Source organism: Cellulomonas sp. WB94 (assembly GCF_003115775.1).
Lineage (GTDB): Bacteria > Actinomycetota > Actinomycetes > Actinomycetales > Cellulomonadaceae > Cellulomonas_A.
On sequence record NZ_QEES01000002.1, the window covers coordinates 2,739,500 to 2,764,668 of the forward strand.

Genomic DNA, 25,169 nt, shown 5'->3' on the forward strand with positions numbered 1-25,169 from the left:
AGTCGACCTCAGCAGTCGTAGTACAGCTCGAACTCGTGCGGGTGCGGGCGCAGCCGGATCGGGTCGACCTCCTGCGAGCGCTTGTAGTCGATCCACGTCGCGATCAGGTCGGGCGTGAACACGTTGCCGGCCGTCAGGTAGTCGTGGTCGGCCTCGAGGGTGTCGAGCACCTCGGCGAGCGAGCCCGGGACCTGCTGGATGAGGGCGTGCTCCTCGGGGGGCAGCTCGTAGAGGTCCTTGTCGACCGGCTCGGGCGGCTCGATGCGGTTCTGGATGCCGTCGAGGCCAGCCATGAGCATCGCGGCGAACGCGAGGTACGGGTTGGACGACGGGTCCGGGACGCGGAACTCGATGCGCTTGGCCTTCGGGTTCGAACCGGTGACCGGGATGCGGATGCACGCGGAGCGGTTGCGGGCCGAGTAGACGAGGTTGACCGGCGCCTCGAAGCCGGGGACCAGGCGGTGGTAGGAGTTCACCGTCGGGTTCGTGAACGCGAGCAGCGACGGGGCGTGCTTGAGCAGGCCACCGATGTACCAGCGCGCCATGTCGGACAGGCCGCCGTAGCCCTTCTCGTCGAAGAACAGCGGCTTGCCGTCCTTCCACAGGGACTGGTGGACGTGCATGCCGGAGCCGTTGTCGCCGAAGAGCGGCTTCGGCATGAAGGTCGCGGTCTTGCCGTTGGCGTGCGCCACGTTCTTCACGACGTACTTGAAGAGCATGACCTTGTCGCCCGAGATCGCGAGCTCGTCGAACCGGTAGTTGATCTCCTGCTGGCCGGCGGTGCCGACCTCGTGGTGGGCGCGCTCGACACCGAGGCCGAGGGCGTCCAGGTGCAGGCTGATCTGGTCGCGGATGTCCGAGAAGCCGTCGACCGGCGGGACCGGGAAGTAGCCGCCCTTGTAGGGGATCTTGTGGCCGAGGTTGCCGCCCTCCTCCTTGCGACCGGTGTTCCAGGCCGCCTCGAAGGAGTCGATCGAGTAGAACGACTCGTTCTGCTTCGTGTGGAAGCGCACGTCGTCGAAGATGTAGAACTCGGCCTCGGGGGCGAAGAACGCGGTGTCCGCGATGCCCGTCGAGCGCAGGTAGGCCTCGGCCTTGGCGGCGACCTGACGCGGGTCGCGGCTGTAGGGCTCGTCGGTGTACGGGTCGACGATGTGCATGTTGATGTTCAGCGTCTTCTCGACCCGGAACGGGTCGAGGTAGGCCGTCTTGATGTCCGGGATCAGCTTCATGTCCGACTCGTGGATCGCCTGGAAGCCGCGGATCGAGGACCCGTCGAACATCTGGCCGTTCTCGAAGAAGTCGTCGGGCAGCGAGTACGCCGGGACGTTGAAGTGCTGCATCGTGCCGGGCAGATCACAGAAGCGGACGTCGATGAATTTGACGTCCTCGCTCTTGATGAACGCCAGGACTTCCTCCGGCTTGCTGAACATCCGCTGCTCCTCGGTTCGATGTGCCCCTGATCGGGCGCCTTGAGGCTAGGCCCGGACGGTTTCCCGGTCGTGTACCGAATGTTTCGACGGTGTTACGCCGCGCTGTCCCGTGTCACGGTCTGTCGACCGGGAGGCGCTTGCGACCGGGAGCAGCGTCCGGGCGGACCTGCTCTCGCTCGTTAGGGTAGCGGGGTGGAGATGCGCGCGAGCATGGGTGGCTGGCTCGACGGTCCACCCGCGGGTGCGGCGGGGGACAGCGGGACGTCGCGCGGAGCACGGCTCGGCCTCCCGCCGACGGGCTCCGGGTCCCTTGCGCCGCTCGGACGCCGGCTGGTCGCCCTGCTCGTCGACTGGGCCGCGTGCAGCGCGATCTCGGCGGCGTTCTTCCAGAGCGATGCGATGGCGGTCGTCGGGGTCTTGGCGATCGAGAACGTCGTGCTCGTCGGCACCCTCGGGACGACGCTCGGCCACCGGCTGCTCGGCCTGCGTGTCGTCCGGGTGGTCCGCGCGGATCCCGAACGAACAGGTCCCGTCGAGCCCGCGGCGCAACCCGGTCTGCTCGCGGGCGCGGTCCGCGCGGTGCTGCTGTGCCTCGTCATCCCGGCAGTCGTGTGGGACGCCGACGGCCGCGGCATGCATGACAGGCTCGCCGGCACGGTGATCGTCCGCCGCTAGCGCAGCGGCGTCAGGCAGGCGCCCGCCACTCGATCGTGTAGCGCCAGTAGAGCCGCGACCGGAACGTGCTGCCGGGCAGGGTCCGGGCCGCCGCGGCGCGGACGTCGTCGTACGTCTCGTCGGCGTCACGCACGGGCGCTGGATGCTCCCAGTAGCCCCGCACGGCTGTCGCGACACGGTTCACCGGGACGCTCCAGCCGTCCAGCGCCCGGTCGAGCGCGGTCGAGGGGCGAGCAAGGCCGACGACGACGAGACGTCCGCCCGGGGCGGTCAACCCGCGCAGGCGCTCGAGTCCACGGTCGAGACCGAGGTGGTGCAACGTCGCCACGCACGCGACGAGGTCGAAGGTCCCCAGCTCTGCCGCATCGAGGACGTCGGCCACGACGTAGTCGAGGGCAGTGGCCCTCGGCTCACCGGCGGAGAGCCCTCGCGCGAGCTCGATCATCGGCGCTGAGGCGTCGAGGCCGGTGACGTGGCCGGCTCCTGCGGCGAGCATCCGGCGCGACAGCAGACCCTCGCCGCAGCCGACGTCGAGCGCCGTGGCGCCGATCCGGAGACCGCGCAGCACGAGCGGGTGGAAGTGCGTGTTGTGGTTCCAGGACGATCGGGCTCCGGACGCCACGGGATGCAGCTCGATCGAGGTCGACGGTGTGCCGGGCCCTCAGCGGCCGCGCATGCCCTTGCGGTCCGGGCGCGCGCGCATCGGGTCGACGCCCTTGGGGACCGGCAGACGGATCGCACCGAGCGCGGTGAGCCGCTTCATGACCTCGGCGACCTCCTGCTTGGTGAGCGTCGGCTTGAGGCGCTGGACGGCCCGCGGCAGCTTGCGCAGCGGCACCTGGCCCTCGCCGTCGCCGGCCTGGATGATCGTGATCGGAGCGCCGGACACGACTCGCGCGGTGCGCTTGCGCTCGGACTCGAGCAGCTTCCCGATGCGGTTCGGCGGACCTTCGCTGACGAGGACCACGCCCGCGCGGCCGACGCCGCGGAACACGAGGTCCTGCGTGCGGGGATCCACGGCGACGGGCTCCTCCGCGAAGGTCCAGCCGCGCCGGATCGTGCCGAGCGCGGCGCGGGCAGCACCGGGCTGGCCCTCGATCTGCGCGTACGCCGCCGACTCGGCCCGGCGCGCGAGGATGAACATGCCGGCCAGCACCGCGAACGGGAGGCTGAGCAGCAGCATGTACAGCCACCGGTCGATGACCAGGCCGATGATGAGGCCGATCGCCAGGATGCCGACGACGGCGCCGAGCACGAACCACGTGACCGCCGGGTCCGTCTTGCGGGTCATCGTGTACGCCTGCCACACCTGGTGGTACCACCGGGTCTTCTTCACCTTGGGCGGCGAGGCGGGGGAGGGAGTGCTCTGACGGGCCATGAGCCGGAAGTCTACCGATCGCAGAGAGTCGTCGCGTCTACCTCGCGAGGAGGCTCGACGCCTCCTGCCGTGAGGTCCGGGGTTCACCGAGATGGGCGAGGTTCGCCGGGATCTCCTCGCCGCGGCGGGCCATCGCCTGACCCCACAGCCGGCCGGCGCGGTACGACGAGCGGACGAGCGGCCCGGCCATCACGCCGAGGAACCCGATGCGCTCCGCCTCCTGGGACAGCTCGACGAACTCCTCGGGCCGGACCCAACGGTCCACGGGGTGGTGACGGACGGACGGCCGCAGGTACTGCGTGATGGTCAGGAGGTCGCAGCCCGCGTCGTGCAGTGCGTGGAGCGCCTCGACCACCTCGTCGTTCGTCTCGCCCATCCCGAGGATGAGGTTGGACTTCGTGACGAGTCCGGCCGCGCGTGCGGCCGCGAGCACCGACAGCGAACGGTCGTAACGGAAGCCGGGCCGGATCTGCTTGAAGATCCGGGGCACGGTCTCCAGGTTGTGGCCGAGGACCTCGGGGCGCGAGCTGAAGACCTCGTCGAGCAGCGCGGGGACCGCGTTGAAGTCGGGGATGAGCAGCTCGACGCCCGTTCCGACGTTGAGCGCGTGGATCCGTCGCACGGTCTCGGCGTACAGCCATGCGCCACCGTCGTCCAGGTCGTCGCGAGCGACCCCTGTGACCGTGGCGTACTTCAGGCCCATCGCCTGGACCGACTCGGCGACCCGGCGTGGCTCGTCGGCGTCGAAGTCTGCGGGACGTCCGGTGTCGATCTGGCAGAAGTCGCACCGGCGCGTGCACTGGTCGCCGCCGATGAGGAACGTCGCCTCGCGGTCTTCCCAGCACTCGAAGATGTTCGGGCAGCCCGCCTCCTCGCACACCGTGTGCAGACCTTCGCGCTTCACGAGCCCCTTGAGCTCGGAGTACTCGGGTCCCATGGTCGCCCGGGTCTTGATCCAGTCCGGCTTCTTCTCGATGGGAGTCTCGGCGTTGCGGGCCTCGACTCGGAGCATCCGGCGGCCCTCAGGAGCGATCGTCACATTCCTCACCCTACGCGAGCATGCGACCAGCACGGCCGGCCCGCTTGCGCAAGGGGACCTCCGGCCCAGGCGTTCGCCCAGGTCGGGGGGCAACATGGCGAGACGGAGCACGGGACAGCTCCCCTCGCGCACGCCCCGAGGAGGTTCGACATGCGGATCCTGGTCACGGTGGCGTCACGCCATGGTGCGACGCGCGAGATCGGCGAGGTCGTCGCCGAGGTGCTGCGCGAGGCCGGCCACGAGGTCGAAGCGCTCGATCCCGACGAGGTCCGGACCGTCGAGACGTATGACGCGGCGGTTCTCGGCTCCTCGGTGTACGTCGGACGGCTGGCGGCAGCCCTGCGCGAGCTCGTCGACCGCGAGGCGGGTCAGCTCGCGGCGCGACCCGTGTGGCTGTTCTGGTCCGGTCCCGTGGGCGACCCGCTCGTTCCGCCGGCCCCGCCCGACGACGTCGCCTCGGTCGCCACCCGGACGGGAGCGCACCCGCCGCGGTGCTTCGCGGGCCGTCTCGACCGCCAGAAGCTCGGGCTGGCCGAGCGCGCGCTCGTCGCGATGATCGATGCCGAGCAGGGCGACTTCCGGGACATGGACGACGTGCGCTCCTGGGCGAGCTCGATCGTGGACCAGCTCGCCGGGAGGCCGCCGCGCCGCTGACGGTGCGGGCTGCTGCTGCGCCCGACGATGCTGCGGTCGATGCAGCGGGCGCTGAGTCTCAGGCTGGGACGGCCGCGGTCGACGCCGAGGACCTGCCCGCTGCGGTGACCGCAGCGAGAGCCACGGGGAGATGGGCACGCACGAGCGGGAGAGCCTCCTCGATCGTGACGCGACGACCCGCCTCCTGCGAGAGCGACGTCACATCCGCATCCGAGATCCCGCACGGCACGATCCGGTCGAAGTCGGTGAGGTCGGGATCGCAGTTCAGTGCGAAACCGTGCATGGTCACGCCGCGCGCCACCCGGACCCCGATCGCCGCGACCTTGCGGTCGCGTCTGGCCCCGGGAACGGACGGGTCGTCCGCGGGGAACCAGACCCCGCTGCGGCCGTCGACGCGCACCGCGACCAGACCGAGGTCGGCGCACACCCGGATGACCGCCTCTTCGAGCGCCCGGACGTAGCGCACGACGTCGATCGGGCTCGCGAGCCGGACGATGGGGTAGCCGACGAGCTGACCGGGGCCGTGCCACGTGATGCGGCCGCCGCGGTCGACGTCGATGACGGGTGTGCCGTCGGCAGGGCGGTCCCACGACGCGGTGCGGCGTCCCGCGGTGTACACGCTCTCGTGCTCGCACAGCAGCGTCGTGTCCTCGCGCTCACCGGAGACGACCTGGGCGTGCACCTCGCGCTGCAGGTCCCAGGTCGGTTGGTACGCCACCCGGCGGGTCCCGAGGTCGAGCTCGACGAACTGCATGGCGTCAGGCTAACCCGCGACCTCGTCGGGCTCGTCGTCGGCCACGGGCCGGGTAGAGGTCGAGGGCGCCGGCCCGTCGACGTGGGGGGCGGCGACGATGGCGAGGAGTCGCCGAAGCTGCTCGACCTGCTCCGGGGTGAGGCCGCGCGTGGTCATGGCCTCGGCCGGGCGGGGATCGGCGGCGAGCATCGCGACAGAACGACCCACGTCCGTGATGGTGATGACGTACTTGCGGTGGTCGTTCTCGTCGGGCGCACGCGTGACGTAGCCCGTGCGCTCCACGCGCGCCAGGATCCGGCTCATCGTCTGCTCGGTGACGCCGCTCGCGCTCGCGAGCTCACGTTGTGAGCGCGGGCGCTGCAGGAGGTGCAGCAGCACCGGCATGCTCGCGTGGTTGAGGTCCCAGGTGGCCAGGTGGGCGTTCCACTCGCGCTCGACGCGCCGTGCAGCGGCGGAGAGAAGGCGCCCGACGGGCCAGTCGGCGGGGTCGGTCGACGTCGCGCGCGCAGGGATCCGCCGTTCAGGCGCCCCTGGCATCTCGGTAGCCACGCCTTCCACCTCCTCTCGTTTGCGCGCACCCGGACCGTGGCCCATGATACTCAGCATGCTGAGTAAATCTCGTGGCCCGGTGTTGCGCGCCATCGTCATCGTCGCCGTCCTGTTCGCCTGGCTGGGCGTCGGCGGGCTCGGCGGCATGGCGCAGGGCAAGCTCTCGCAGGTCCAGACCAACGATGCCGCCGCGTTCCTGCCGGCATCGGCCGAGTCGGCCCGGGCCGGAACCGCCAGCACGGGCTTCGTCGACGTCGAGACGCTGCCGGTGCTCGTCGTGCTCCAGCCGGAGGACGGTACCGCGGTCACGCCCGCGCAGCTCGCCGCGGTGCAGGGACTCGCCGCCGAGATCGGGACAACGGCGATCCCGGGTGCCGACCCGGCGACCGGCGACCCCGCAACCCTCGGCGACGTCCTCGTCGGGCCCGCGGTCGTGGTCCCGTCGCAGGACGGGAAGGCGCTGCTCGTCCCGCTGTCCCTCGACGGCGCGCGAGCGGGCGACGTGCTCGCCAGCGAGAAGGGGGTGACCGGAGCGGTCGTGCAGGGCCTGCGGGACACGCTCGACAGCCAGCTCGGCGCCACGGCCACCAGCGCAGGCAGCGTGGGCCTGCAGGCCTGGGTCACCGGGCCCGGGGGCTTCGTTGCCGACCTCGTCAACGCGTTCGGAGGGATCGACAGCGTCCTCCTGCTCGTCGCGCTCGGCGCGGTGCTGCTCATCCTCGTGGTCGTGTACCGCTCGCCGTTCCTGCCGTTCATGGTGATCTTCTCGGCGGTCTTCGCGCTCTGCGCCGCGGCGCTCGCGGTCTACCACCTCGCCGACGCGGGCCTGCTGACCCTCAACGGCCAGGCGCAGGGAATCATGTCGATCCTCGTCGTCGGCGCCTCGGTCGACTACGCGCTGCTGCTCGTGGCGCGCTACCGCGAGGAGCTGCACCACACCGAGAGCCCGCACACCGCCATGGCGCGCGCCGTGCGTGCCTCGATCGCGCCGATCGCCGCCAGCGCGGGCACCGTGATCGCGGGTCTGCTGTGCCTCATGCTCTCCGACCTCGCGTCGAACCGGAGCCTCGGACCCGTCGGCGCCATTGCGATCCTCTCGGCGTTCCTCGCCTCGATGACCTTCCTGCCGGCCCTGCTCCTCGTCCTCGGACGCCGCTCGCGCGCCCTGTTCTGGCCGCGTCGCCCGCGGGTGATCGACGACGTGTCGCAGACCACGTCCATCGGCGCGATCGCGCGGCCCACGGCGGACGTCCTGACCGGGCTGTGGGGGCGCATCGCCCGGTTCGTCGGAGCCCACGCCCGCCCGGTGTGGGTCGTCACCGCCCTCGTCCTCGCCGCCGGCGCGGCGTTCCTCCCGACGCTCCACGCGAGCGGGACGAGCCAGACCGCCGTCTTCCTGACCGATGTCGACGCCGTCAGCGGGGAGAAGGTGCTGGCCGACCACTTCGCTGCCGGGACCGTGCAGCCGGCGATCGTCATCGCGCCCGAGGCTGACCTGGACGCGGTCGCCGCGGCCGCCGAGGCCGTCCCGGGTGTCGACACGGTGACCCCCTACACGGGGTCTGGGGGAGCAGGTGCCCCCGCCGGCTCGACGACGGGGGAGCAGTCGCCGCCCAAGGTCGTCGACGGACAGGTTCGGATCGACGTCGCCACGACGGCCGCGGCCGACACGCAGGAGGCGGTGCGCACGATCGAGGCCCTCCGGGTCGCCGTCCACGCGGCCTCTCCGGACGCCGTCGTCGGTGGTGCGGCAGCCGAGTCGCTCGACACCCAGCAGTCCGGCACGCGGGACCTGCGGGTCATCGTGCCCCTCGTGCTCGCGGTGATCCTCCTCATCCTCATGCTGCTGCTCCGGTCGGTCGTCGCGGCCCTCGTCCTCATGGCCGCGAACGTGCTGTCCTTCGCGGCGGCGCTCGGCGTCTCGGCGATCGCCTTCAACCACGTGTTCGGGTTCCCGGGCGCAGACCCGTCCGTGCCGCTGTTCGCCTTCACGTTCCTGATCGCGCTCGGGGTGGACTACTCGATCTTCCTGATGACGCGCGTCCGCGAGGAGAGCCTGCGCGTCGACACCCGGGAGGGAGTGCTGCGCGGCCTGGCCGTGACGGGAGGCGTCATCACCTCGGCAGGCGTGGTCCTCGCGGCGACGTTCGCCGCCCTCGGCGTCATCCCGCTGCTGTTCCTCGCCCAGCTCGCGTTCATCGTGTCGTTCGGCGTGCTGATCGACACCCTGATCGTGCGCAGCCTGCTCGTGCCCGCGCTCGTGCACGACATCGGTCGTCGCACGTGGTGGCCCAGCGCCCTCGCTCGTCCGAAGGGGTGACCGGCCGACACGGGGCGCTCCTCACCTGACGGGCGCGAGCCCGCGGTCCTATGGTGAATCACATGAGCGACTCGTTGCGTGTCGGGCTGGTCGGGTACGGGGCATCGGGGCGTGGCCAGCACGCGCACCTCCTGCGCGAGGTCGGTCAGCGGATCACTCACGTGGTCGAGCGCGACCCGTCGCGCGCCGCTGCGGCGAGGACCGACTGGCCCGGTGTCGTCATCGACCCGGACGTCGCGACCATGCTCGCGCGTGCCGCCGAGCTCGACCTCGTCGTCGTCGCGAGCCCGACGGGCTCGCACATGGCGAACGTCAACGCCGCACTCGAGGCACGACTGCCCGTCGTCGTCGACAAGCCGATCGCGACGTCGACCCACGACGCGCGAGCCCTCGCACGCACCGCCGAGGCGCACAGCGGCCGACTGACCGTCTTCCAGAACCGCCGGTGGGACGCCGAGCAGCTCACTCTCCGTCAGGTGCTCGACTCGGGTGAGCTCGGCAACGTCCACACCTTCGAGCGGCGCTGGGAGCGGTGGCGTCCCGTCCCGCAGCAGCGGTGGAAGGAGCTCGACGTCGTCGCGGGCGGCCTGCTGCTCGACCTCGGCTCGCACCTCGTCGACTCGGCGGTCCAGCTGTTCGGTCCCGTCGTCTCCGTGTACGCCGAGCTCCGATCGCTCACGACACCAGTCGACGACGACGTCTTCCTCGCCCTGCACCACGCCGCAGGGCCGAACGGCGTGCAGGTGCACAGCCACCTGCAGACCGGCGCGCTGGTCGGGGCGCCTGGTCCGCGCACCCGGGTGCTGGGGGACGCCGGGGCCTACCTGGTGACGTCGTTCGAGGCCGAGCCCACGCCCTTCTCCGTCGTCGACGACGTCCCGCACACGAAGCGCGACCATGCGCACGTCACGCACGAGGGCTGGATCGTGCGGGGGTCCGAGCGCGTCCCGGTCTCGCGTGCACCCGGCGGCCCGTCCGACTTCTACCGTGCGGTCGTGCGCTGGCTCACCGTCGGTGGCCCGGTGCCCGTCAACCCGTGGGATGCCGTGCGGACAGCCGCGGTGCTCGATGCCGCGCGGGAGTCGTCGCGCGAGCACCGCGTCGTCACGCTCCGGTAGGCCGACTCCGGCACTCAGCCTGTGGATGACGCTCGCGAGGGCGCTGATCCACGGTTCGATGTCGCCATGGAGCCGTCCGCAGCACCCCCCGACGTCGTGGCCGCGCTGCTGACTGGCGGGTATCGCGTCCTCGGCCCGATCGGGTGCGGTGCGCAGGGGCCCGCGTGGTCGGCTGTCGCGCTCGACGGAGCGCCTGACCGTGTCGTCGTGCGCGTCGTCGACCTTGCTGCGGACCCGCGTCACGGTGCGCGCCTCGACCGGCTGCGCAACGTCCGGCACGAGCACCTCGCCCGCGTGCGGGACGTGGTCGCCGTCAGCCCGGGCACGGCTGCGCTGCTCGTGGACCACATCCCCGGGCCGACCCTCGCCGCCCTGCGGCCCGCGCGCGGTCCGCTGAGTGCGGGCGAGGCGGTCACGCTCGCCGTCCCGCTCGCCGACGCGCTCGAGGCGCTGCACTCTGCCGGCCTCGTCCACGGCGACGTGTCACCCGCGAACATCGTCATCGGCCTCGACGGGCGGCCCGTCCTCGTCGACCTGCTCGGCGCCCTCACACCCAGCGCCGGCACGCCCGGGTTCGCCGCCCCCGAGGTGTGCCGCGGTGAGGCCTGCGAGCCGCCAGGCGACGTCCATGCGCTCGCGAGCGTGGTGCTCGCCCAGCTCGCCCCGCCCGGCCCCGCCGGAGCCGGGACCGGGGACAGCGCGGACTTCGCGGCCTCGAGCGACGACCAGCGCGTCCGTGACCTGCTCACTGCGGCGACCGACCCGGACCCCCGGTTGCGGCTGGCGGCGCGCGAGCTCGCCGACGCGTGCTTCCGTGCGCACGTCCCCGAGCCGATCATGCTGCCCGACAGCGCGGTCCTCGCCCGGGCTGAGCTGGCCGGTCTCGCGAGCCGGGGCGGGCGGGCGACCACCACGCGACGCTCGTCGCGCCACCGAGGGCGGCGCGTCTGGCGGGCACACGTCGTTCGCCTCGGAGCGGCCGTGGCCGCGGTCGTCGTCTGCGGGGTCCTGTCGTTCGCGGTGAGCCAGCGCGGTGCGGCCGAGGCGGATGCGCCAGTCGCGGGCGTGGAGACGAGTGCCACCGGCGTCGCGCGTGCGCCCGCCCTCGGTGGCACCGACCCGTCCGGTATCGACGTGCTCCGTCCAGGGCGTGCCACGGGTGCGCCCGCCGGACCTGCGGTCGCGCCGGTGACACCGACCCAGGCGGTCGCCACCGCGGCCGCCGACCCCGTCGACGCGGCGCGACGTCTGACCCAGGTCCGTGCGGAGGTGATCTCGGCGGGTGACGTCGGCGCGCTGACGTCGGTCGAGGTCCCTGGCTCGCGTGCCCAGCTGGCCGACGCCGCGATCCTGACTGACCTGGCCGCGCGCGGCCTGCGCATCGAGGGGCTCGCTGTGGAGGTGACCGCCGCCGAGCTGGTGTCGGCCGTGGAGAACCGGGCCGAGATCGCGGTGACCTCGACGACCTCGGGATACCGCCTGCTGCGCCCGGACGGGACGACCGAGAGCACCGTGCCTGCAGGTCGGCTGCGCACCGTCGTGCTCGTGCTCGTGCCCACGAGCGACGGCCTGCGAGTCACCGACGTCCAGGACCCGGCCGGGCCGGGGCCCGGCGCGTGAGGGACTTACGCCGTGACGTACCGCACAGCTGATGCGAGGTCCGGGTGCACCGGCACGAAGCCGCTGTCGGTGAGGGCGCGGGGGGTCGCACGGATCGACCCCAGGAGCTCCGGGGCGAAGTCACCCAGGGCGATCCGCACGGCCCACGCCGGCACGCGCAGCACAGCCGGCCGGTGCACGGCGTGGGCCAACGCACGAGTGACGTCGGCATTCGTGTCGGCGGCGGCCACCATGTTCACCGGACCGTGCACGGGCACATCGAGCAGGTGGATGATCGCCCGCACCTCGTCGGGCAGCGTGATCCAGCTCCAGTACTGCCGACCGGAGCCGAGCGGTCCGCCGAGACCGGCACGCACGAGTGGGAGCAGACGTCCGAGCGCACCGCCGCGCGGTGCGAGGACGATGCCGCTGCGCAGGTGCGCGACCCTGAGGCCGGCCTCGACCGCGAGAGCTGTCGAGGCCTCCCACTGGCGGACGACGTCCGCGAAGAACGTCGTGCCGAGCGGCTCGTGCTCGTCGAGCAGGTCGGTGCCGCGGTCTCCGTAGGCGCCGATCCCCGACGACTGGAGCAGCACCCGGGGACCTGACTCGAGGCCGGCCATGGTGGTGGCCAGGAGGCCGGCGGTCCTCGTCCGGGACAGCAGCACCGTCCGTTTGCGGGCCCTCGTCAACGGGCGGTCGCTGACGCCGGCGCCGGCGAGGTTGATGACCGCGTCAGCGCCCGCGAGCGCCGACGGGTCGAGCCGGCCGGCGTCCGGGTCCCACTCGACGTCGTCGGGCGCGGACGGCGTCCCTCGCACGAGGCGTCGGACGTGGTGACCGTGCGCCCGGAGCGCCGGGACGAGCGCAGAGCCGATGAGTCCGCGCGAGCCGGCAACGACGATGTCCATGCGTCCACCCTACGGAGCCGCGCGAAACCGAGGCGACGACGGCGAACGGCGGAGGCCGGACGCCGGCGGGCGAACGACGACGCCCGGGCGTCGACCTCCGCAGAGGCCGGCACCCGGGCGTCCGGGAGTGCTGGTCGTCAGATGCCGACCTCGGACTCGAACGCACCCTCCTCGATGCGGGCCTTGACCGTCGCCAGGTAGCGCGACGCGTCGGCGCCGTCGACCAGACGGTGGTCGTACGACAGCGCGAGGTAGCACATCGACCGGATGGCGATGACCTCACCGCCGTCGGCGTCGGTCATGACGACGGGGCGCTTGACGATCGCGCCCGTGCCGAGGATCGCGGACGTGCCGCCCGGGACGATCGGCGTGTCGAACACCGCACCGCCCGAGCCGGTGTTCGTGACGGTGAACGTCGCACCGCTGAGCTCGTCGGGCGTGACCTTGTTGTCGCGCGTGCGGACGGCGAGATCACCGATCTTGCGGGCGATCCCGGCGAGGTTGAGGTCACCGGCATCCCGGATCACCGGGACGAGCAGACCACGCGGGGTGTCGACGGCGATGCCGATGTTCTCGTGGCCGTGGTACGTGATCTGGTTGCCCTCGAGCACGCCGTTGACCTTGGGGTGGACCTTCAGGGCCTCGATCGCGGCCAGCACGAAGAACGGCAGGAACGTGAGGTTGATGCCCTCGCGCGCCTTGAAGTCGTTCTTCGCGCGTGCCCGCAGCAGGGCGACCTTGGTCACGTCGACCTCGATGACCGTCGTGAGCTGCGCCTGGCTGTGCAGCGCGTCCACCATGCGCTCGGCGATGATCTGACGCAGACGGCTGGCCTTCTCGGTCGTGCCGCGCAGCGGCGAGACCTCGAGCGGTGCTGGGGCCTTGGCCGGTGCCTTCGCGGTGGCCGGGGCCGGTGCGCTCGCCGCCGCGGCCGCCTTGGCCGCCTCAGCCGCCTTGGCCGCCTCAGCCGCCTTGGCCGCCTCAGCCGCCTTGGCTGCGGCCTCGAGCACGTCCTCCTTGCGGATCCGGCCGCCCACACCTGTGCCGGCGAGCGTGGACACGTCCACGCTCTTCTCGGCGGCCAGCTTGCGGACGAGCGGCGTCAGGTAGGTGCCCGACGCTGCCGGGACGGGCGCCGCATGCTGTGCCGTGATGGGCGCAGCGACGGGAGCGGCCACGGGAGCAGGAACCGGAGCAGGCGTCGCCTCGGCCGGAGCCGCGACGGGTGCGGGGGCTGCCGCGGCCGGTGCCGGTGCCGCCTCGGCCGGCGCTGCCGGTGCGGCGGCCTGCGGTGCAGGGGCCGCGCCGGAGCCGATGACGGCCAGGACCGCGCCGACCGAGACCGTCTCGTCCTCCTGGACACGGATCTCCAGGAGCGTGCCGGCGAACGGGGACGGGATCTCGGTGTCGACCTTGTCGGTGGAGATCTCGAGCAGCGGCTCGTCGACCTCGACCGCGTCGCCGACCGCCTTGAGCCACCGCGTGACGGTGCCCTCAGTGACCGACTCGCCGAGTGCCGGGAGCGTGACCTCGGCGCCGACGGGGGTGCCCGTCGCGGCCGGCGCCTCGGGTGCGGCCTCGGTCGGTGCGGCCGGGGCGGGCTCCGCCGGTGCCGCGGGCTGCTCGACGAGCTCGGACGGCGCGGCTTCAGCAGGCGCGGCCTCGGCCGGTGCGGCCTCAGCGGGTGCCGCCTCGGCCGGTGCGGCGTCGGCGGATCCACCGGGCTGGCCGGAGCCGATCACGGCGAGCACGGCGCCGACCTGGACGGTCTCGTCCTCCTGGACGAGGATCTGCTCGAGCACGCCCGCGAAGGGCGACGGGATCTCGGTGTCGACCTTGTCGGTCGAGATCTCGACCAGCGGCTCGTCGACGGCGACGGTGTCGCCGACGTTCTTGAGCCACCGGGTGACGGTTCCCTCGGTGACGGACTCGCCGAGTGCGGGAAGCTGCACGTTGTCAGACATGACCGTTGGTCTCCTTCGGTCGCGGGGTCAGTTGTGGGCGTGCAGCGGCTTGCCGGCGAGCGCGAGGTGCGCCTCTCCGAGAGCCTCGTTCTGCGTCGGGTGGGCGTGCACGAGCGAGGCGACGTCTTCGGGGTACGCCTCCCAGTTCACGATGAGCTGGCCCTCGCCGATGAGCTCGCCGACGCGGGCCCCGATCATGTGGACGCCGATGACGGGGCCGTCCTTCTTGCGGATGAGCTTGACGAACCCCGTCGTCCCGAGGATCTGGCTCTTGCCGTTCCCGCCGAGGTTGTACTCGAGGGTCTCGACGGCGTCGGCGCCGTGGACCTCGCGGGCCTTGGCCTCGGTCAGGCCGACGGACGCGACCTCGGGGTCGGAGTACGTCACACGGGGGATGCCCGACTCGACGATCGTCTGCGGGGCGAGTCCCGCGATCTCCTCGGCGACGAAGATGCCCTGGGCGAACCCGCGGTGCGCGAGCTGCAGGCCCGGGACGATGTCGCCGACCGCGTAGATGTTGGCGACACCGGTGTGCAGGCGCTCGTTGGTGATGACGAACCCGCGGTCGAGCGTGAGGCCCTGCTCGGCGTAGCCGAGGCCCTCGGTGCGGGGACCGCGGCCGACGGCGACGAGCAGCAGGTCGGCGTCGAACGTCTTGCCGTCCTCGAGCGAGACGTGCACGCCGTTGTCGTCCTGCGTGACACCCGAGAAGCGGACGCCCAGGTTGAACGCGATGCCGCGCTTGCGGAACGCGCGCTCGAACGCCTTGGACAGCGCCTCGTCCTCGTTGGGGACGAGGTGGGGGAGGGCCTCGATGATGGTCACGTCGGCGCCGAACGAGCGCCAGACGGACGCGAACTCGGAGCCGATGACGCCGCCGCCGAGGATGATCACCGAGCGCGGCACCCAGTCGAGCTGGAGTGCCTGGTCGGACGTGATGACCCGTCCGCCGATGTCGAGGCCTGGGAGCGAGCGTGCGTACGAGCCGGTGCCGAGCACAATGTTCCGCCCGGTGATCCGCTCACCGTTGACCTCGACGGTGTCCTGGCCGACGAGCGTGCCGTAGCCCTCGAAGACGGTGATCTTGCGGGACTTGATCAGCCCCTGCAGACCCTTGTACAGGCGACCGACGACCGCGGCCTTGTACTCGTTGACGCCTGCCATGTCGATGCCCTTGAGCTCGGTGTGCACACCGAAGTGGGCGCCGTCGCGCGCGTTGTCCGCGAGCTCGGCAGCGTGCAGCAGTGCCTTGGTGGGGATGCAGCCGTTGTGCAGGCAGGTCCCGCCGAGCTTGTCGGCCTCGACGAGAGCGACGGAGAGCCCGAGCTGGGCGCCGCGGAGCGCCGTCGCGTAGCCGCCACTCCCTCCGCCCAGGACGACGATGTCGAAAGCGGTGCCGTTCGTGTCGGCCACGTGCAACTCCTCAGAGCGGGTCTGTGTAGGACGTGTGGTACTTGCGGTGCTCGCCGACCATCTTGTCATCCCGGTGCGAGGCGAACGAACCGTACGGGAGAGCGACGGCTGTGACTCTGGGAACATTCGTCCCATGTCTTGCGTGGCGCACGAAGGCCTGACAGTCGTCTCCCAGGTGTCGGTCAACCTCGCCCGCTACGCTCCTGGTATGGGTCTGTTCTCGCGTCGTCGGGCGCGCACCGCTGACGGCGCACCAGATGCGCCGTCGCCCCGCCAGGCGCAGCAGGCGACCCTCGCGCACCTGCGCGACTTCGTCGCGACCCGCGTCGGCGTCGAGGCCTATGTCGAGCCGGAGACGCACGTGACGCAGACGACGCTCATGCTCATCGCGACGACCGGCGAGTGGACGCGGCGCAAGGTGCCGGGCGCCAAGGAGGCGTACGAGCTCGCGCGCAACCTCGGCATCCCGGTCTACGACGTGCACCGGACCGGCTACCCGCAGCGCATGCGGGACTGGAACGCGAGCCAGCGCGTCACGCGTCGGACGCCCGAGGCCTGACCTGACCTGACAGCGTGGGCGGGCAGCCGACCTACCCCAGCGCGAGCCCGTCCACCAGCTCGACCCCAGGTGCGGCGGCGAGCAGGGAGCCCGGCAGGGCCAGCTTCGAACGACGCAGCCCGCTGCCGATGATGACCATCCCGTCGGCTGTCGGGTGGGTCGCGGCGATCCGCGCGTCCACGAGCACCCGGTAGCCGGCCGGGAGCCCCAGCGGGGTGATCCCCCCGTACTCCATGCCCGACTCGGCGGTCGCACGGTCCATGGGGAGGAACGACGCCTTGCGGACGTCGAGCAGTCGCTTCACGGCGTTGTTGACGTCGGCCCGTGTCGTCGCGCGGACGACGGCGGCCGCGATGCGCTCGACACCCTCGCGCCGGCCGGACACGAGCACGCAGTTGGCGGACGCCGCGAGCGGAAGCCCGTAGGCCTCGGTCATGGCGGCGGTGTCGGCGAGATCCGGGTCGATCTCCGCGACCGCAACGGCGTCGGCGATCTGCGGGTCGAGCCGTGCCCACGCCTCGATCGCCGCGGACGTGCTCGGTGCGAGCAGGTCGGGGCGGTCGACGGCACGGAGCCAGGTGAGTGTTCCGAAGGTCGCTTGCAGCATGGCAGGAAGGCTAGCCGCGGGACGCCGGTGGTGCCGTCCGCGCCAGTCCCGGGGTGTCGCCCTCAGCGACGGCAGGTGGCGACGAGAACCGCCCGGGCGATCGTGTGGAAGGTGGCGCCGCACGCCGCGGCGCCCGGCATGGTCTGCGGGCCGGTGGCCGTGTGCTCGACGTCGAGCGCGTGCACGGCGAAGAAGTACCGGTGCTCGCGGTCACCCGGAGGTGGCGCCGCGCCGACGTATCCCGCGACCCCGTCGTCCCCGCGCAGGTGGAACGCCCCGGGGGGCAGGTTGTCGGCGTGGAGCGACCCCGCGCCGCGCGTGAGGGTGGTCGTTGTGACCGGCAGGTCGACGACGGCCCAGTGCCACCAGCCCGACGGGCCCGGCGCGTCCGGGTCGAACACGGTGACGAAGAACGAGCGTGTCTCGCGCGGGAAGCCCTCCCAGTGCAGGTGCGGGGACACGTTCGCGTTCGGGGGCGCCGCGTGCCCGTCGGGCAGGCGCTCGCCGTGGCGCAGGTCGTCGCTCGTCAGCGTGAAGGACGGGACGACGGGGAGCAGCGAGTACGGGTCCGGCGCGAGCGGGCGGGTCAGGGACACGGCCACGGGATTCTCCTCGGTCCGGGGACGGCCGGTGCGGCCGTCTCCTCCATCATGCCGAGCCCGACGTGCATGCGCTCTACGACGGCAGGGCGAGCGGACTGCCAGGTTCGCAGTGTCGGCATCTGGTGGCATGATCGAACATGTGTTCGAACTGCGACCGCGAGCATGAGCGATCGTCGGGCAGGCGAGGGAGGGGCGATGTCGGAGGCGGTGAGGGAAGCGGTGGTCGGGGCGGTGGTGGAGACGCGGGTCGGGGCGGTGGCGGGGACACGGGACGAGCGCGCCGCCCTCGCTCGGGCCACCCTCGCACGCGCGGAGCTGCTGACCGGGGCGCGGAGCCTGCGCCGGCCTGCTCCCCAGACCCCCGTGCCCCACGTCCTCGCGCCCCAGGTCGCCGCGCCCACGGTCCCCGAGCCCGCGGTGCTGATGCCCGAGGTCCCGACGCCCCGGACGCGGGCGTGGGACGGCGCCCCGGTCCGCCGTACCTCTCTCGTCACGAGCGAGCGTCCCTCGCTGCCCGTTCCCCGCGTGCTCTCAGGTCTGCTGCCCGACGGGTTGCGTCGGGGCAGCACCGTGGCTGCGCTCGGGTCGACCTCGCTCGTCCTGGCGCTGCTCGCCGAGGCGTGCAGCGGCGGGGCCTGGGCCGCCGTCGTGGGGCAGCCGACCGTCGGTCTGCTGGCAGCCGCCCAGGCCGGGGTCGACCTCGAGCGGCTCGCGGTCGTGCCGCAGCCGGGGATCGAGGCGCCCACAGTGGTTGCCGCGCTGCTCGACGGTGTGGACGTCGTGCTGGTCGGCCCCGAGGCCGTCCTCACGGACGGTGACCGGCGTCGCCTGGTCTCTCGCGCGCGCGAGCGCGGGTCCGTGCTCCTGGCGAGCGGGACGTGGCCCGGGGCGGACGTCGTCCTGACGGCGGAGCGTGGGTGCTGGAGCGGGGTCGGTGCGGGCGACGGCCGGCTGCGCACGTGCGAGCTGCGGGTCACGCGTACCGGGCGCGGTGGTGCCGGTGTGCGTCAGAGCGTGGAGCTGACCCTGCCGCTGGTCCGGGGTCTCGGTCCCGTGGCGCCTGCTGTGCTGACAGGTCCGGTCGAGCCCGTCGAGCCGTCGGTCCCCCCTGTGCCGCTGCGGCTCGTCGGATGAGACGGCGGGGATGAGGTGGCAACGATGAGCACCCGGACGACCGTCCTGTGGGTCCCGGACTGGCCGGTCGTCGCAGCGACCGAGGCCGAGCAGGTCCCGCCCCACCTGCCCGCCGCGGTGCACGACGCGCGTCGCGTCACGGCCGTGTCGGCTCTCGCGCGCGCCCAGGGGGTCCGCCGTGGGATGCGTCGGCGCCAGGCGCAGGGCTGCTGCCCCGAGCTCGTCCTGATCCCCGTCGACGAGGGGCGGGACGTCCGGCTCTTCGAACCGGTCGCCGCGGCGGTCGAGACCGTCGTGGCCGGGGTCGAGGTGGTCCGCGCCGGGCTGCTCCTGCTGCCTGCGGACGGCGCGAGCCGCTATCACGGTTCGGAGGAGGTGCTCTCGGAGCGCCTCGTCACGGCGGTCGCGGAGCAGACCGGGCACGAGGCCCACGTCGGCACGGCCGACGGGCTGCTCGCCTCGATCCTCGCAGCCCGGACCGGGAGCGTCGTCGAGCCGGGCGCGTCGCGGGAGTTCCTGGCACCGCGGGGGGTCGAGGACCTCGCGTACGCCGCGGTCCAGGACGGCGGCGTGCAGGACGTCGCGGAGCTCGTCGACCTGCTCGGACGGCTCGGGCTGCGCACCCTCGGTGATCTCGCAGTGCTCCCGGCAGGGGATGTGCACGCGCGGTTCGGGCGCCTCGGCGCGTGGGCTCAGATGCTCGCGCGCGGCGACGACTCCCGGCCACCGGCCCTCCGACGACCCGAGACGGACCTCGAGGTGTCCTGCGCGCTCGACCCGCCCGCGGAGCGCGTGGACACGGCCACGTTCGTCGGCAGGCGCCTCGCGGAGGAGCTCCACGCGCTGCTCCTCGAGCACTCGGCGATGTGCGGGCGGCTGCAGATCACCGCCCGCACGGAGGCGGGCGAGGAGCTCGTGCGCACCTGGCGCACCGACCTGGGCGGGCTCGGTGGGCTGACCGCCGCCCGCATCACCGACCGCATCCGCTGGCAGCTCGAGGGCTGGCTCACCGCAGGGGCGCTCGCCGAGGGAGGCCGGACGCGGGGGAGCCGCGGCGCCGCGGATCGCGAGGTGCCGACCCGCGCGGCCCTCGTGCATCTCGCGATCGCGGCTCAGGAGGTCGCACCGGCGGGGGCGGAGCAGGGACGGCTGTGGGGCGGTCCGTCGGGCGGGGACCGGCGTGCGCACCGCGCGCTGGACCGTGTGCAGGGGCTCATCGGCGGTGGGGGGTGCTGACGGCTGCGCTGCAGGGCGGCCGGGACATGCGGGACCAGGTGCACCTGCGGCCCTGGGGGGAGCAGGCGCCCGCGCAGCGGCCGGTCGATCGACCGTGGCCCGGGCAGCTGCCCCCGCCTGCCCCCGCGACCGTCCTGCGGGAGCCCGAGCCTGTCGACCTGCTCGACGCCGCGGGGGTGCCCGTCGGTCTCGACACCCGGTTCGCTCTGAGTGCGTCACCCGCGACGCTGGCCCGGCGTGGCCCGGGCGTCGGCCGGGGTCGCGTCGTGGTCGGCTGGGCCGGGCCGTGGCCGCTCGCCGAGCGGTGGTGGTCGGACGAGCCCCGGTACCGCACGCACCTCCAGGTCGCTCTGGAGGACGGCTCGGCGCTGCTGCTGGCGCACACCGCGGAGACCTGGACGTGCGAAGCGGTCTACGACTGACGGTGCGGTCCAAGGCGTTTGACAACGCCGAACCACCGTCGTTCACTGGTTCGAACACCTGTTCGAACTTCGAGGGAGCGTGACGCATGGGCTCGTCCTCGGCGCCGCGGTACGCGGAGCTGCACGCCCACTCGGCGTTCAGCTTCCTCGACGGAGCGAGCCACCCCGAGGAGCTCGCCGCCGAGGCGACCAGGCTCGGCCTGTCCGCGCTCGCGGTGACGGATCACGACGGGCTGTACGGCGTGGTCCGGTTCGCCGAGGCGGCCCGGGCGGTCGGGCTCCCCACGGTGTTCGGCGCGGAGCTGCACCTGCCTGCGCCCGGGCGTCTCGGGTCGCGGGCCTCGGGCGTGACCACCGGCGCGGCCCGGCCCGCCGGGTCGACGCGGCCCGGCCCCGACGTGCTCGATGCACCGACCGGCATCCCCGACCCGAGGGCCACGCACCTGCTCGTCCTCGCGCGCGGACCCGACGGCTACCGCGCGCTGTCGAGCGCGATCGCGACGGCGCACCTCGCGACCGGGACCAAGGGCGCAGCGCGCTACCGCCCGGAGGAGCTCGCCGAGCAGGCTGCCGGGCAGTGGCTCGTGCTCACCGGCTGCCGCAAGGGTGCGGTGCGACGCGCGCTCGCGGGCGGGTCGCCCACCGGCGCCGCCGTCACACCCGAGGGTTTCGTCGCGGCACGCGGCGAGCTCGACCGGCTCGCCGCACTTTTCGGCCGGGACAACGTCGCGGTCGAGGTCACGGAGTCGGGTGACCCGCTCGACGGCGAGCGCAACGACGCCCTCGCAGCCCTCGCGGCCGCGACGGGGCTCCCCCTCGTCGCGACGGGCAACGTCCACTACGCGACACCGCGCGACGCCGACCTCGCGGCTGCGCTCGCGGCGGTACGGGCGCGCTCGTCGCTCGAGGACCTCGACGGCTGGCTGCCCGGCGCCCCGACGGCCCACCTGCGCTCGCCGGCCGAGATGCTCGCGCGCCACCGTCGTCACCCCCAGGCGGTCGCGACGGCTGCGGAGCTGGGTGCCGAGTGCGCGTTCGACCTCGCGCTCGTGGCGCCGAAGCTCCCGCCGTACCCGGTCCCGGCCGGCCACACCGAGGCGACCTGGCTCCGCGAGCTGGTCCGGCGCGGCGCCCTGGAGATCTACGGACCGCCCGAGTCCGAGCGGGTGCCGGGCGCGTATGCGCAGCTCGAGCACGAGCTGCGGATCATCGAGGGCCTCGGCTTCCCCGGGTACTTCCTCGTCGTCTACGACCTCGTCGACTTCTGCCGTCGCAACGGGATCCTTGCGCAGGGCCGCGGCTCGGCCGCCAACTCGGCGGTCTGCTACGCGCTGCGGGTCACGGCGGTCGACGCGGTCAAGCACGGGCTGCTCTTCGAGCGCTTCCTTGCTCCGGAGCGGGACGGTCCGCCGGACATCGACGTCGACATCGAGTCGGAGCGGCGCGAGGAGGTCATCCAGTACGTCTACGCCACCCACGGTCGTACACATGCGGCGCAGGTCGCGAACGTCATCTCCTACCGGCCCCGCTCGGCGGTCCGGGACGCCGCCCGGGCGCTGGGTCACGACGTCGGGCAGCAGGACGCCTGGAGCAAGTCGATCGACCGGTGGGGGAGCCTGCGCGGACCGGACCCCGTCACAGCGGACGGGCGGGACGCGGTGACCGGCCGGGAGGAGCGCGCCAAGCATCGGGACGCGATGTGGGGTGCGGCACCCGAGCCCCCCGCGCACGACCTCGACGAGATCCCGGCACCCGTGATCGACCTCGCCCAGCGGTTCCTGCGGCTGCCGCGCCACCTCGGCATCCACTCGGGCGGCATGGTCATGTGCGACCGGCCCGTCATCGAGGTGTGCCCGGTCGAGTGGGCCCGGATGCCCGGACGCACGGTGCTGCAGTGGGACAAGGAGGACTGTGCCGACGCGGGCCTCGTGAAGTTCGACCTGCTCGGGCTCGGCATGCTCACGGCGCTGCGGATCGCGTTCGACCTGGTCCGGGAGCACGAGGGGGTGAGCCTCGACCTGCACGGGCTGCCGGACGAGGACCCGCTCGTCTACGACCTGCTGTGCGCGGCGGACACGGTCGGGGTGTTCCAGGTCGAGTCGCGCGCCCAGATGGGGACGCTGCCGCGCCTGCAGCCCCGACGCTTCTACGACATCGTCGTCGAGGTCGCGCTCATCCGGCCCGGACCGATCCAGGGCGGGTCGGTGCACCCGTACATCAACCGGGTCCACGGCCGGGAGCCGGTCACGTACCTGCACCCGAAGCTCGAGAAGTCCCTCGCGAAGACCCTCGGCGTGCCGCTGTTCCAGGAGCAGCTCATGCAGATGGCGATCGACGTCGCCGACTTCACCCCGACGGAGGCCGACCAGCTGCGCCGCGCGATGGGGTCCAAGCGGTCGACGGAGCGCATGGAGGCGTTGCACGGACGGCTGCTCAAGGGGATGGCAGCCAACGGCATCACGGCCGCTGTCGGCGAGCAGATCTTCGACAAGCTCAAGGCGTTCGCAGACTTCGGGTTCCCCGAGTCGCACGCCTACTCGTTCGCCTACCTCGTCTACGCGAGCGCCTGGCTCAAGGTGCACCACCCGGCGGCGTTCTACGCGGGGCTGCTCGCCGCGCAGCCGATGGGCTTCTACTCCCCGCAGTCCCTCGTGGCCGACGCGCGGCGGCACGGTCTGACGGTGCTACGCCCTGACGTGCAGGCGTCCGCGGTCCAGGCGACCGTCGAGCGCACGGCGCCGGCGCCGGTCGACGGTGAGCCCCGGCTCGTCCCCGCCCCGTCGGGGACGGCGCCGAGCGACCAGCACGCCTCCGGGTCAGCAGGTCGGTCGCTCGCGGTGCGGCTCGGCCTCGCGTCGGTCCGCAACGTCGGTACGGAGGTCGCGGAGCGGCTCGTGGCCGAGCGCGCCCAGGCTGGGTCGTTCGCCGACCTGCGCGGCCTGGTCCGCCGGGTGCGGCTGTCGACCAGCCACCTCGAGGCGCTCGCGACGGGTGGTGCGCTCGACAGCCTCGGTGCGACGCGTCGCGAGGCCCTCTGGGCTGCGGGGGCGCTCGCACAGGAGGGCCCCGACACGCTGCCGGGTGTGTCGGTGGGGGTCAGCGCTCCCATGCTCCCGGGGATGAGCGACGTCGAGCTCGCCGTGGCGGACGTGTGGGCGACGGGCATCTCGGTCGACTCCTACCCCACGCAGCACGTGCGTGCCGGGCTCGACGCCGCCGGGGTCCTGCGGGTCGAGCAGGTGTACCGCCACGAGGCGGGCCGTCGGGTCGCGGTCGCCGGAGTGGTCACGCACCGCCAGCGTCCGGGGACGGCGGGTGGGGTCACGTTCCTGTCGCTCGAGGACGAGACGGGTCTCCTGAACGTGATCTGCACGACGGGCCTGTGGCAGCGGTTCCGCAAGGTGGCGCGCACGTCGTCGGCCCTCGTCGTGCGCGGGCGGGTCGAGCGGGCCGACGGTGCGACGAACCTGCTCGCCGAGCACCTGGCCCCGCTCTCGCTGCGGGTCCGGGCGACGTCGCGCGACTTCCGTTGAGGTTCCTCGGTGCTAACCGGCGTCGGCGGGCGTCGCGGGCTCGGGGAACTCGACGTCCTCGTCCGACTCGGCCTCCTGCTCCTCGTCCATCGGTGGGTCCATCCGCCGGAGCTTGGAGAAGACGGCCCACGCCACCGCGACGAGCGGAACCGCGATGACCGCCCCCAGGATGCCCGCGGTCAGCGTCCCGGCGGTGACGGTGACCGCGATGACGACCGGGTGCAGCGAGACCTGCCGGCCCATGACGAGCGGCTGGAGGATGTGGCCCTCGAACTGCCCGATGAGCGCGATGCAGATCCCGACGACGCCGGCCGAGATCGGGCCGTTGGCAGCGAGGGCGACGATCATCGCGACGACCATCGCCGCCGGCGCACCGACGAGCGGGATGAACGCGCCGATGAGGACCAGCACGGCGAGCGGTGCGGCGAGCGGGACCCCGATGATCGACAGCGCGATGAAGGCGAGGAAGCCGTCCGTCGTGGCGATGATCACCGTTCCGCGCGTGTACCCGGAGAACGTGTACCACCCGGCGCCCGCGGCGACCTGCCAGCCCTCGCGCACGCGCACGGGCAGCTGGTTGAGGAACCAGGTCCACAGCTCGTGGCCCCGGGCGAGGAAAAAGACGGTGCAGAAGACGGCGAGGGCGAGCGCCGTGAACACCTGGACGACGGAACCGGCGCTGGCCGCGGCCTGACTGGCCAGGTCGCCGGCATGCTGCTGCACCCATTCGCGGCCCGTGTCGATCCACTGGACGATCTGGTCGTTCGTGATCGTGAACGGGAGCTGGCCGTTCTCCAGGAACTTCGTGATCTCGCCGATGCCGTTGCCGAACTGCTTCGACAGCGCGTCCCACTGGTTCGCGACCGAGTAGCCGACGTAGGTGAGCATGCCCGCGAAGACGGCGATGCCTCCGAGCAGCGCGATGGCGGTCGCGAGGCCCCGCGGCATGACCCGGGCGAGGAGGTCGACGAGAGGCCGCAGCACGGCGGTGAACACGAAGGCGATGAACACGGCGATGAAGAGCAGCTGGACCCGCGACGTGGCGTAGAACACGACGGCGATCGCGGCGGCGACGACCAGCAGCCGCCACGACACGCCGGCCATCTCACGCAACCACTTCGGGGCGGTCTGCTCGTACCCGACGACCGACGGGTTGCGTCGCGCGCCCGCGACCTTCCGGGCTGCCGGACTGGCCCCGACGAGGTGCCGCAGCGACGTCGCCGACCTGTCGCCCTGGTTGTCCTGATCCGTCATGGCGGCAAGTCTGCC

Annotated in this window: 22 protein-coding genes; 10 read left to right on the forward strand and 12 right to left on the reverse strand. The window is 72.7% G+C overall.

What is annotated here, in order from left to right:
- Positions 1 to 8 precede the first annotated feature (8 nt).
- Positions 9 to 1,433 (reverse strand): type I glutamate--ammonia ligase, encoded by a 1,425-nt coding sequence (gene glnA / locus DDP54_RS13735; RefSeq protein WP_109132210.1) that lies wholly within the window; start codon positions 1,431 to 1,433, stop codon positions 9 to 11.
- Between the two features lie 198 nt (positions 1,434 to 1,631).
- On the opposite strand from glnA, the gene DDP54_RS13740 reads away from it, so the two are divergent.
- Positions 1,632 to 2,108 carry an RDD family protein gene (locus tag DDP54_RS13740; protein ID WP_242448472.1) on the forward strand — a complete coding sequence of 159 codons (477 nt, stop codon included), beginning with the start codon at positions 1,632 to 1,634 and terminating at the stop codon, positions 2,106 to 2,108.
- 10 nt (positions 2,109 to 2,118) lie between these two features.
- On the opposite strand, the gene DDP54_RS13745 is transcribed toward DDP54_RS13740, so the two are convergent.
- Genes DDP54_RS13745 through lipA form a run of 3 tightly spaced genes read right to left on the reverse strand, consistent with a single transcriptional unit; the run spans position 2,119 to position 4,525 of the window.
- Positions 2,119 to 2,730: a class I SAM-dependent methyltransferase gene (locus tag DDP54_RS13745; protein WP_158274530.1), complete on the reverse strand. Its 612-nt coding sequence runs from the start codon at positions 2,728 to 2,730 to the stop codon at positions 2,119 to 2,121.
- A 39-nt stretch (positions 2,731 to 2,769) separates the two neighbouring features.
- The gene (locus tag DDP54_RS13750) at positions 2,770 to 3,486 is read right to left on the reverse strand and encodes a DUF4191 domain-containing protein (protein ID WP_109132212.1); all 717 of its coding nucleotides are present in this window, start codon (positions 3,484 to 3,486) and stop codon (positions 2,770 to 2,772) included.
- Positions 3,487 to 3,523: 37 nt separating this feature from the next.
- Complete coding sequence (lipA, locus tag DDP54_RS13755; protein WP_109132213.1) at positions 3,524 to 4,525, reverse strand: lipoyl synthase; 1,002 nt, start codon at positions 4,523 to 4,525, stop codon at positions 3,524 to 3,526.
- A 150-nt stretch (positions 4,526 to 4,675) separates the two neighbouring features.
- On the opposite strand from lipA, the gene DDP54_RS13760 reads away from it, so the two are divergent.
- Positions 4,676 to 5,179, forward strand: coding sequence for a flavodoxin domain-containing protein (locus DDP54_RS13760; RefSeq protein WP_109132214.1), 504 nt, complete (start codon positions 4,676 to 4,678; stop codon positions 5,177 to 5,179).
- A gap of 58 nt (positions 5,180 to 5,237) precedes the next feature.
- On the opposite strand, the gene lipB is transcribed toward DDP54_RS13760, so the two are convergent.
- Both lipB and DDP54_RS13770 read right to left on the reverse strand, forming a co-directional pair.
- Positions 5,238 to 5,933, reverse strand: coding sequence for a lipoyl(octanoyl) transferase LipB (gene lipB / locus DDP54_RS13765; protein ID WP_109132215.1), 696 nt, complete (start codon positions 5,931 to 5,933; stop codon positions 5,238 to 5,240).
- 9 nt (positions 5,934 to 5,942) lie between these two features.
- Positions 5,943 to 6,482: a MarR family winged helix-turn-helix transcriptional regulator gene (locus DDP54_RS13770; protein WP_242448413.1), complete on the reverse strand. Its 540-nt coding sequence runs from the start codon at positions 6,480 to 6,482 to the stop codon at positions 5,943 to 5,945.
- A 43-nt stretch (positions 6,483 to 6,525) separates the two neighbouring features.
- On the opposite strand from DDP54_RS13770, the gene DDP54_RS13775 reads away from it, so the two are divergent.
- The 3 genes from DDP54_RS13775 (at position 6,526) to DDP54_RS13785 (ending at position 11,540) form a co-directional block, all read left to right on the forward strand.
- Entirely contained in the window at positions 6,526 to 8,802 is a 2,277-nt protein-coding gene (locus DDP54_RS13775) for an MMPL family transporter (RefSeq protein WP_109132217.1), read from the forward strand.
- 62 nt (positions 8,803 to 8,864) lie between these two features.
- Positions 8,865 to 9,920 carry a Gfo/Idh/MocA family oxidoreductase gene (locus tag DDP54_RS13780; protein ID WP_242448414.1) on the forward strand — a complete coding sequence of 352 codons (1,056 nt, stop codon included), beginning with the start codon at positions 8,865 to 8,867 and terminating at the stop codon, positions 9,918 to 9,920.
- Positions 9,921 to 9,986: 66 nt separating this feature from the next.
- Positions 9,987 to 11,540, forward strand: coding sequence for a hypothetical protein (locus tag DDP54_RS13785; RefSeq protein ID WP_109132219.1), 1,554 nt, complete (start codon positions 9,987 to 9,989; stop codon positions 11,538 to 11,540).
- Positions 11,541 to 11,545: 5 nt separating this feature from the next.
- Here DDP54_RS13785 and DDP54_RS13790 read toward each other — a convergent pair whose 3' ends face one another.
- The 3 genes from DDP54_RS13790 to lpdA all read right to left on the reverse strand — a co-directional run bounded on the left by DDP54_RS13790 (position 11,546) and on the right by lpdA (position 15,807).
- On the reverse strand, positions 11,546 to 12,430 hold the full coding sequence (locus tag DDP54_RS13790; protein ID WP_109132220.1) for a TIGR01777 family oxidoreductase: 885 nt from the start codon (positions 12,428 to 12,430) through the stop codon (positions 11,546 to 11,548).
- 137 nt (positions 12,431 to 12,567) lie between these two features.
- Complete coding sequence (gene sucB, locus DDP54_RS13795) at positions 12,568 to 14,394, reverse strand: 2-oxoglutarate dehydrogenase, E2 component, dihydrolipoamide succinyltransferase (protein ID WP_109132221.1); 1,827 nt, start codon at positions 14,392 to 14,394, stop codon at positions 12,568 to 12,570.
- Positions 14,395 to 14,421: 27 nt separating this feature from the next.
- Positions 14,422 to 15,807 carry a dihydrolipoyl dehydrogenase gene (lpdA, locus tag DDP54_RS13800; protein WP_109132222.1) on the reverse strand — a complete coding sequence of 462 codons (1,386 nt, stop codon included), beginning with the start codon at positions 15,805 to 15,807 and terminating at the stop codon, positions 14,422 to 14,424.
- Between the two features lie 208 nt (positions 15,808 to 16,015).
- Between lpdA and DDP54_RS13805 the strand changes: the two genes are divergently transcribed.
- The gene (locus DDP54_RS13805; RefSeq protein WP_109132223.1) at positions 16,016 to 16,366 is read left to right on the forward strand and encodes an oxidoreductase; all 351 of its coding nucleotides are present in this window, start codon (positions 16,016 to 16,018) and stop codon (positions 16,364 to 16,366) included.
- Positions 16,367 to 16,397: 31 nt separating this feature from the next.
- Here DDP54_RS13805 and DDP54_RS13810 read toward each other — a convergent pair whose 3' ends face one another.
- Together DDP54_RS13810 and DDP54_RS13815 are read right to left on the reverse strand one after the other, a co-directional pair.
- Complete coding sequence (locus tag DDP54_RS13810) at positions 16,398 to 16,973, reverse strand: YbaK/EbsC family protein (RefSeq protein WP_109132224.1); 576 nt, start codon at positions 16,971 to 16,973, stop codon at positions 16,398 to 16,400.
- A 62-nt stretch (positions 16,974 to 17,035) separates the two neighbouring features.
- Positions 17,036 to 17,575, reverse strand: coding sequence for a YbhB/YbcL family Raf kinase inhibitor-like protein (locus tag DDP54_RS13815; RefSeq protein WP_242448415.1), 540 nt, complete (start codon positions 17,573 to 17,575; stop codon positions 17,036 to 17,038).
- A gap of 195 nt (positions 17,576 to 17,770) precedes the next feature.
- Here DDP54_RS13815 and DDP54_RS18225 point away from each other — a divergent pair, with 195 nt between their 5' ends.
- The 4 genes from DDP54_RS18225 (at position 17,771) to DDP54_RS13830 (ending at position 23,900) form a co-directional block, all read left to right on the forward strand.
- On the forward strand, positions 17,771 to 18,709 hold the full coding sequence (locus DDP54_RS18225) for a hypothetical protein (protein WP_158274531.1): 939 nt from the start codon (positions 17,771 to 17,773) through the stop codon (positions 18,707 to 18,709).
- A gap of 24 nt (positions 18,710 to 18,733) precedes the next feature.
- Positions 18,734 to 19,945: a DNA polymerase Y family protein gene (locus DDP54_RS13825; protein WP_347338526.1), complete on the forward strand. Its 1,212-nt coding sequence runs from the start codon at positions 18,734 to 18,736 to the stop codon at positions 19,943 to 19,945.
- Complete coding sequence (locus DDP54_RS18935) at positions 19,939 to 20,367, forward strand: hypothetical protein (protein ID WP_347338527.1); 429 nt, start codon at positions 19,939 to 19,941, stop codon at positions 20,365 to 20,367. Before DDP54_RS13825 ends, DDP54_RS18935 begins: the two co-directional genes overlap by 7 nt.
- Positions 20,368 to 20,453: 86 nt before the next feature.
- Complete coding sequence (locus DDP54_RS13830) at positions 20,454 to 23,900, forward strand: error-prone DNA polymerase (protein ID WP_109132226.1); 3,447 nt, start codon at positions 20,454 to 20,456, stop codon at positions 23,898 to 23,900.
- 12 nt (positions 23,901 to 23,912) lie between these two features.
- Here the strand turns inward: DDP54_RS13830 and DDP54_RS13835 are convergent, their stop codons facing one another.
- Entirely contained in the window at positions 23,913 to 25,154 is a 1,242-nt protein-coding gene (locus DDP54_RS13835) for an AI-2E family transporter (RefSeq protein ID WP_109132227.1), read from the reverse strand.
- Positions 25,155 to 25,169 lie beyond the last annotated feature (15 nt).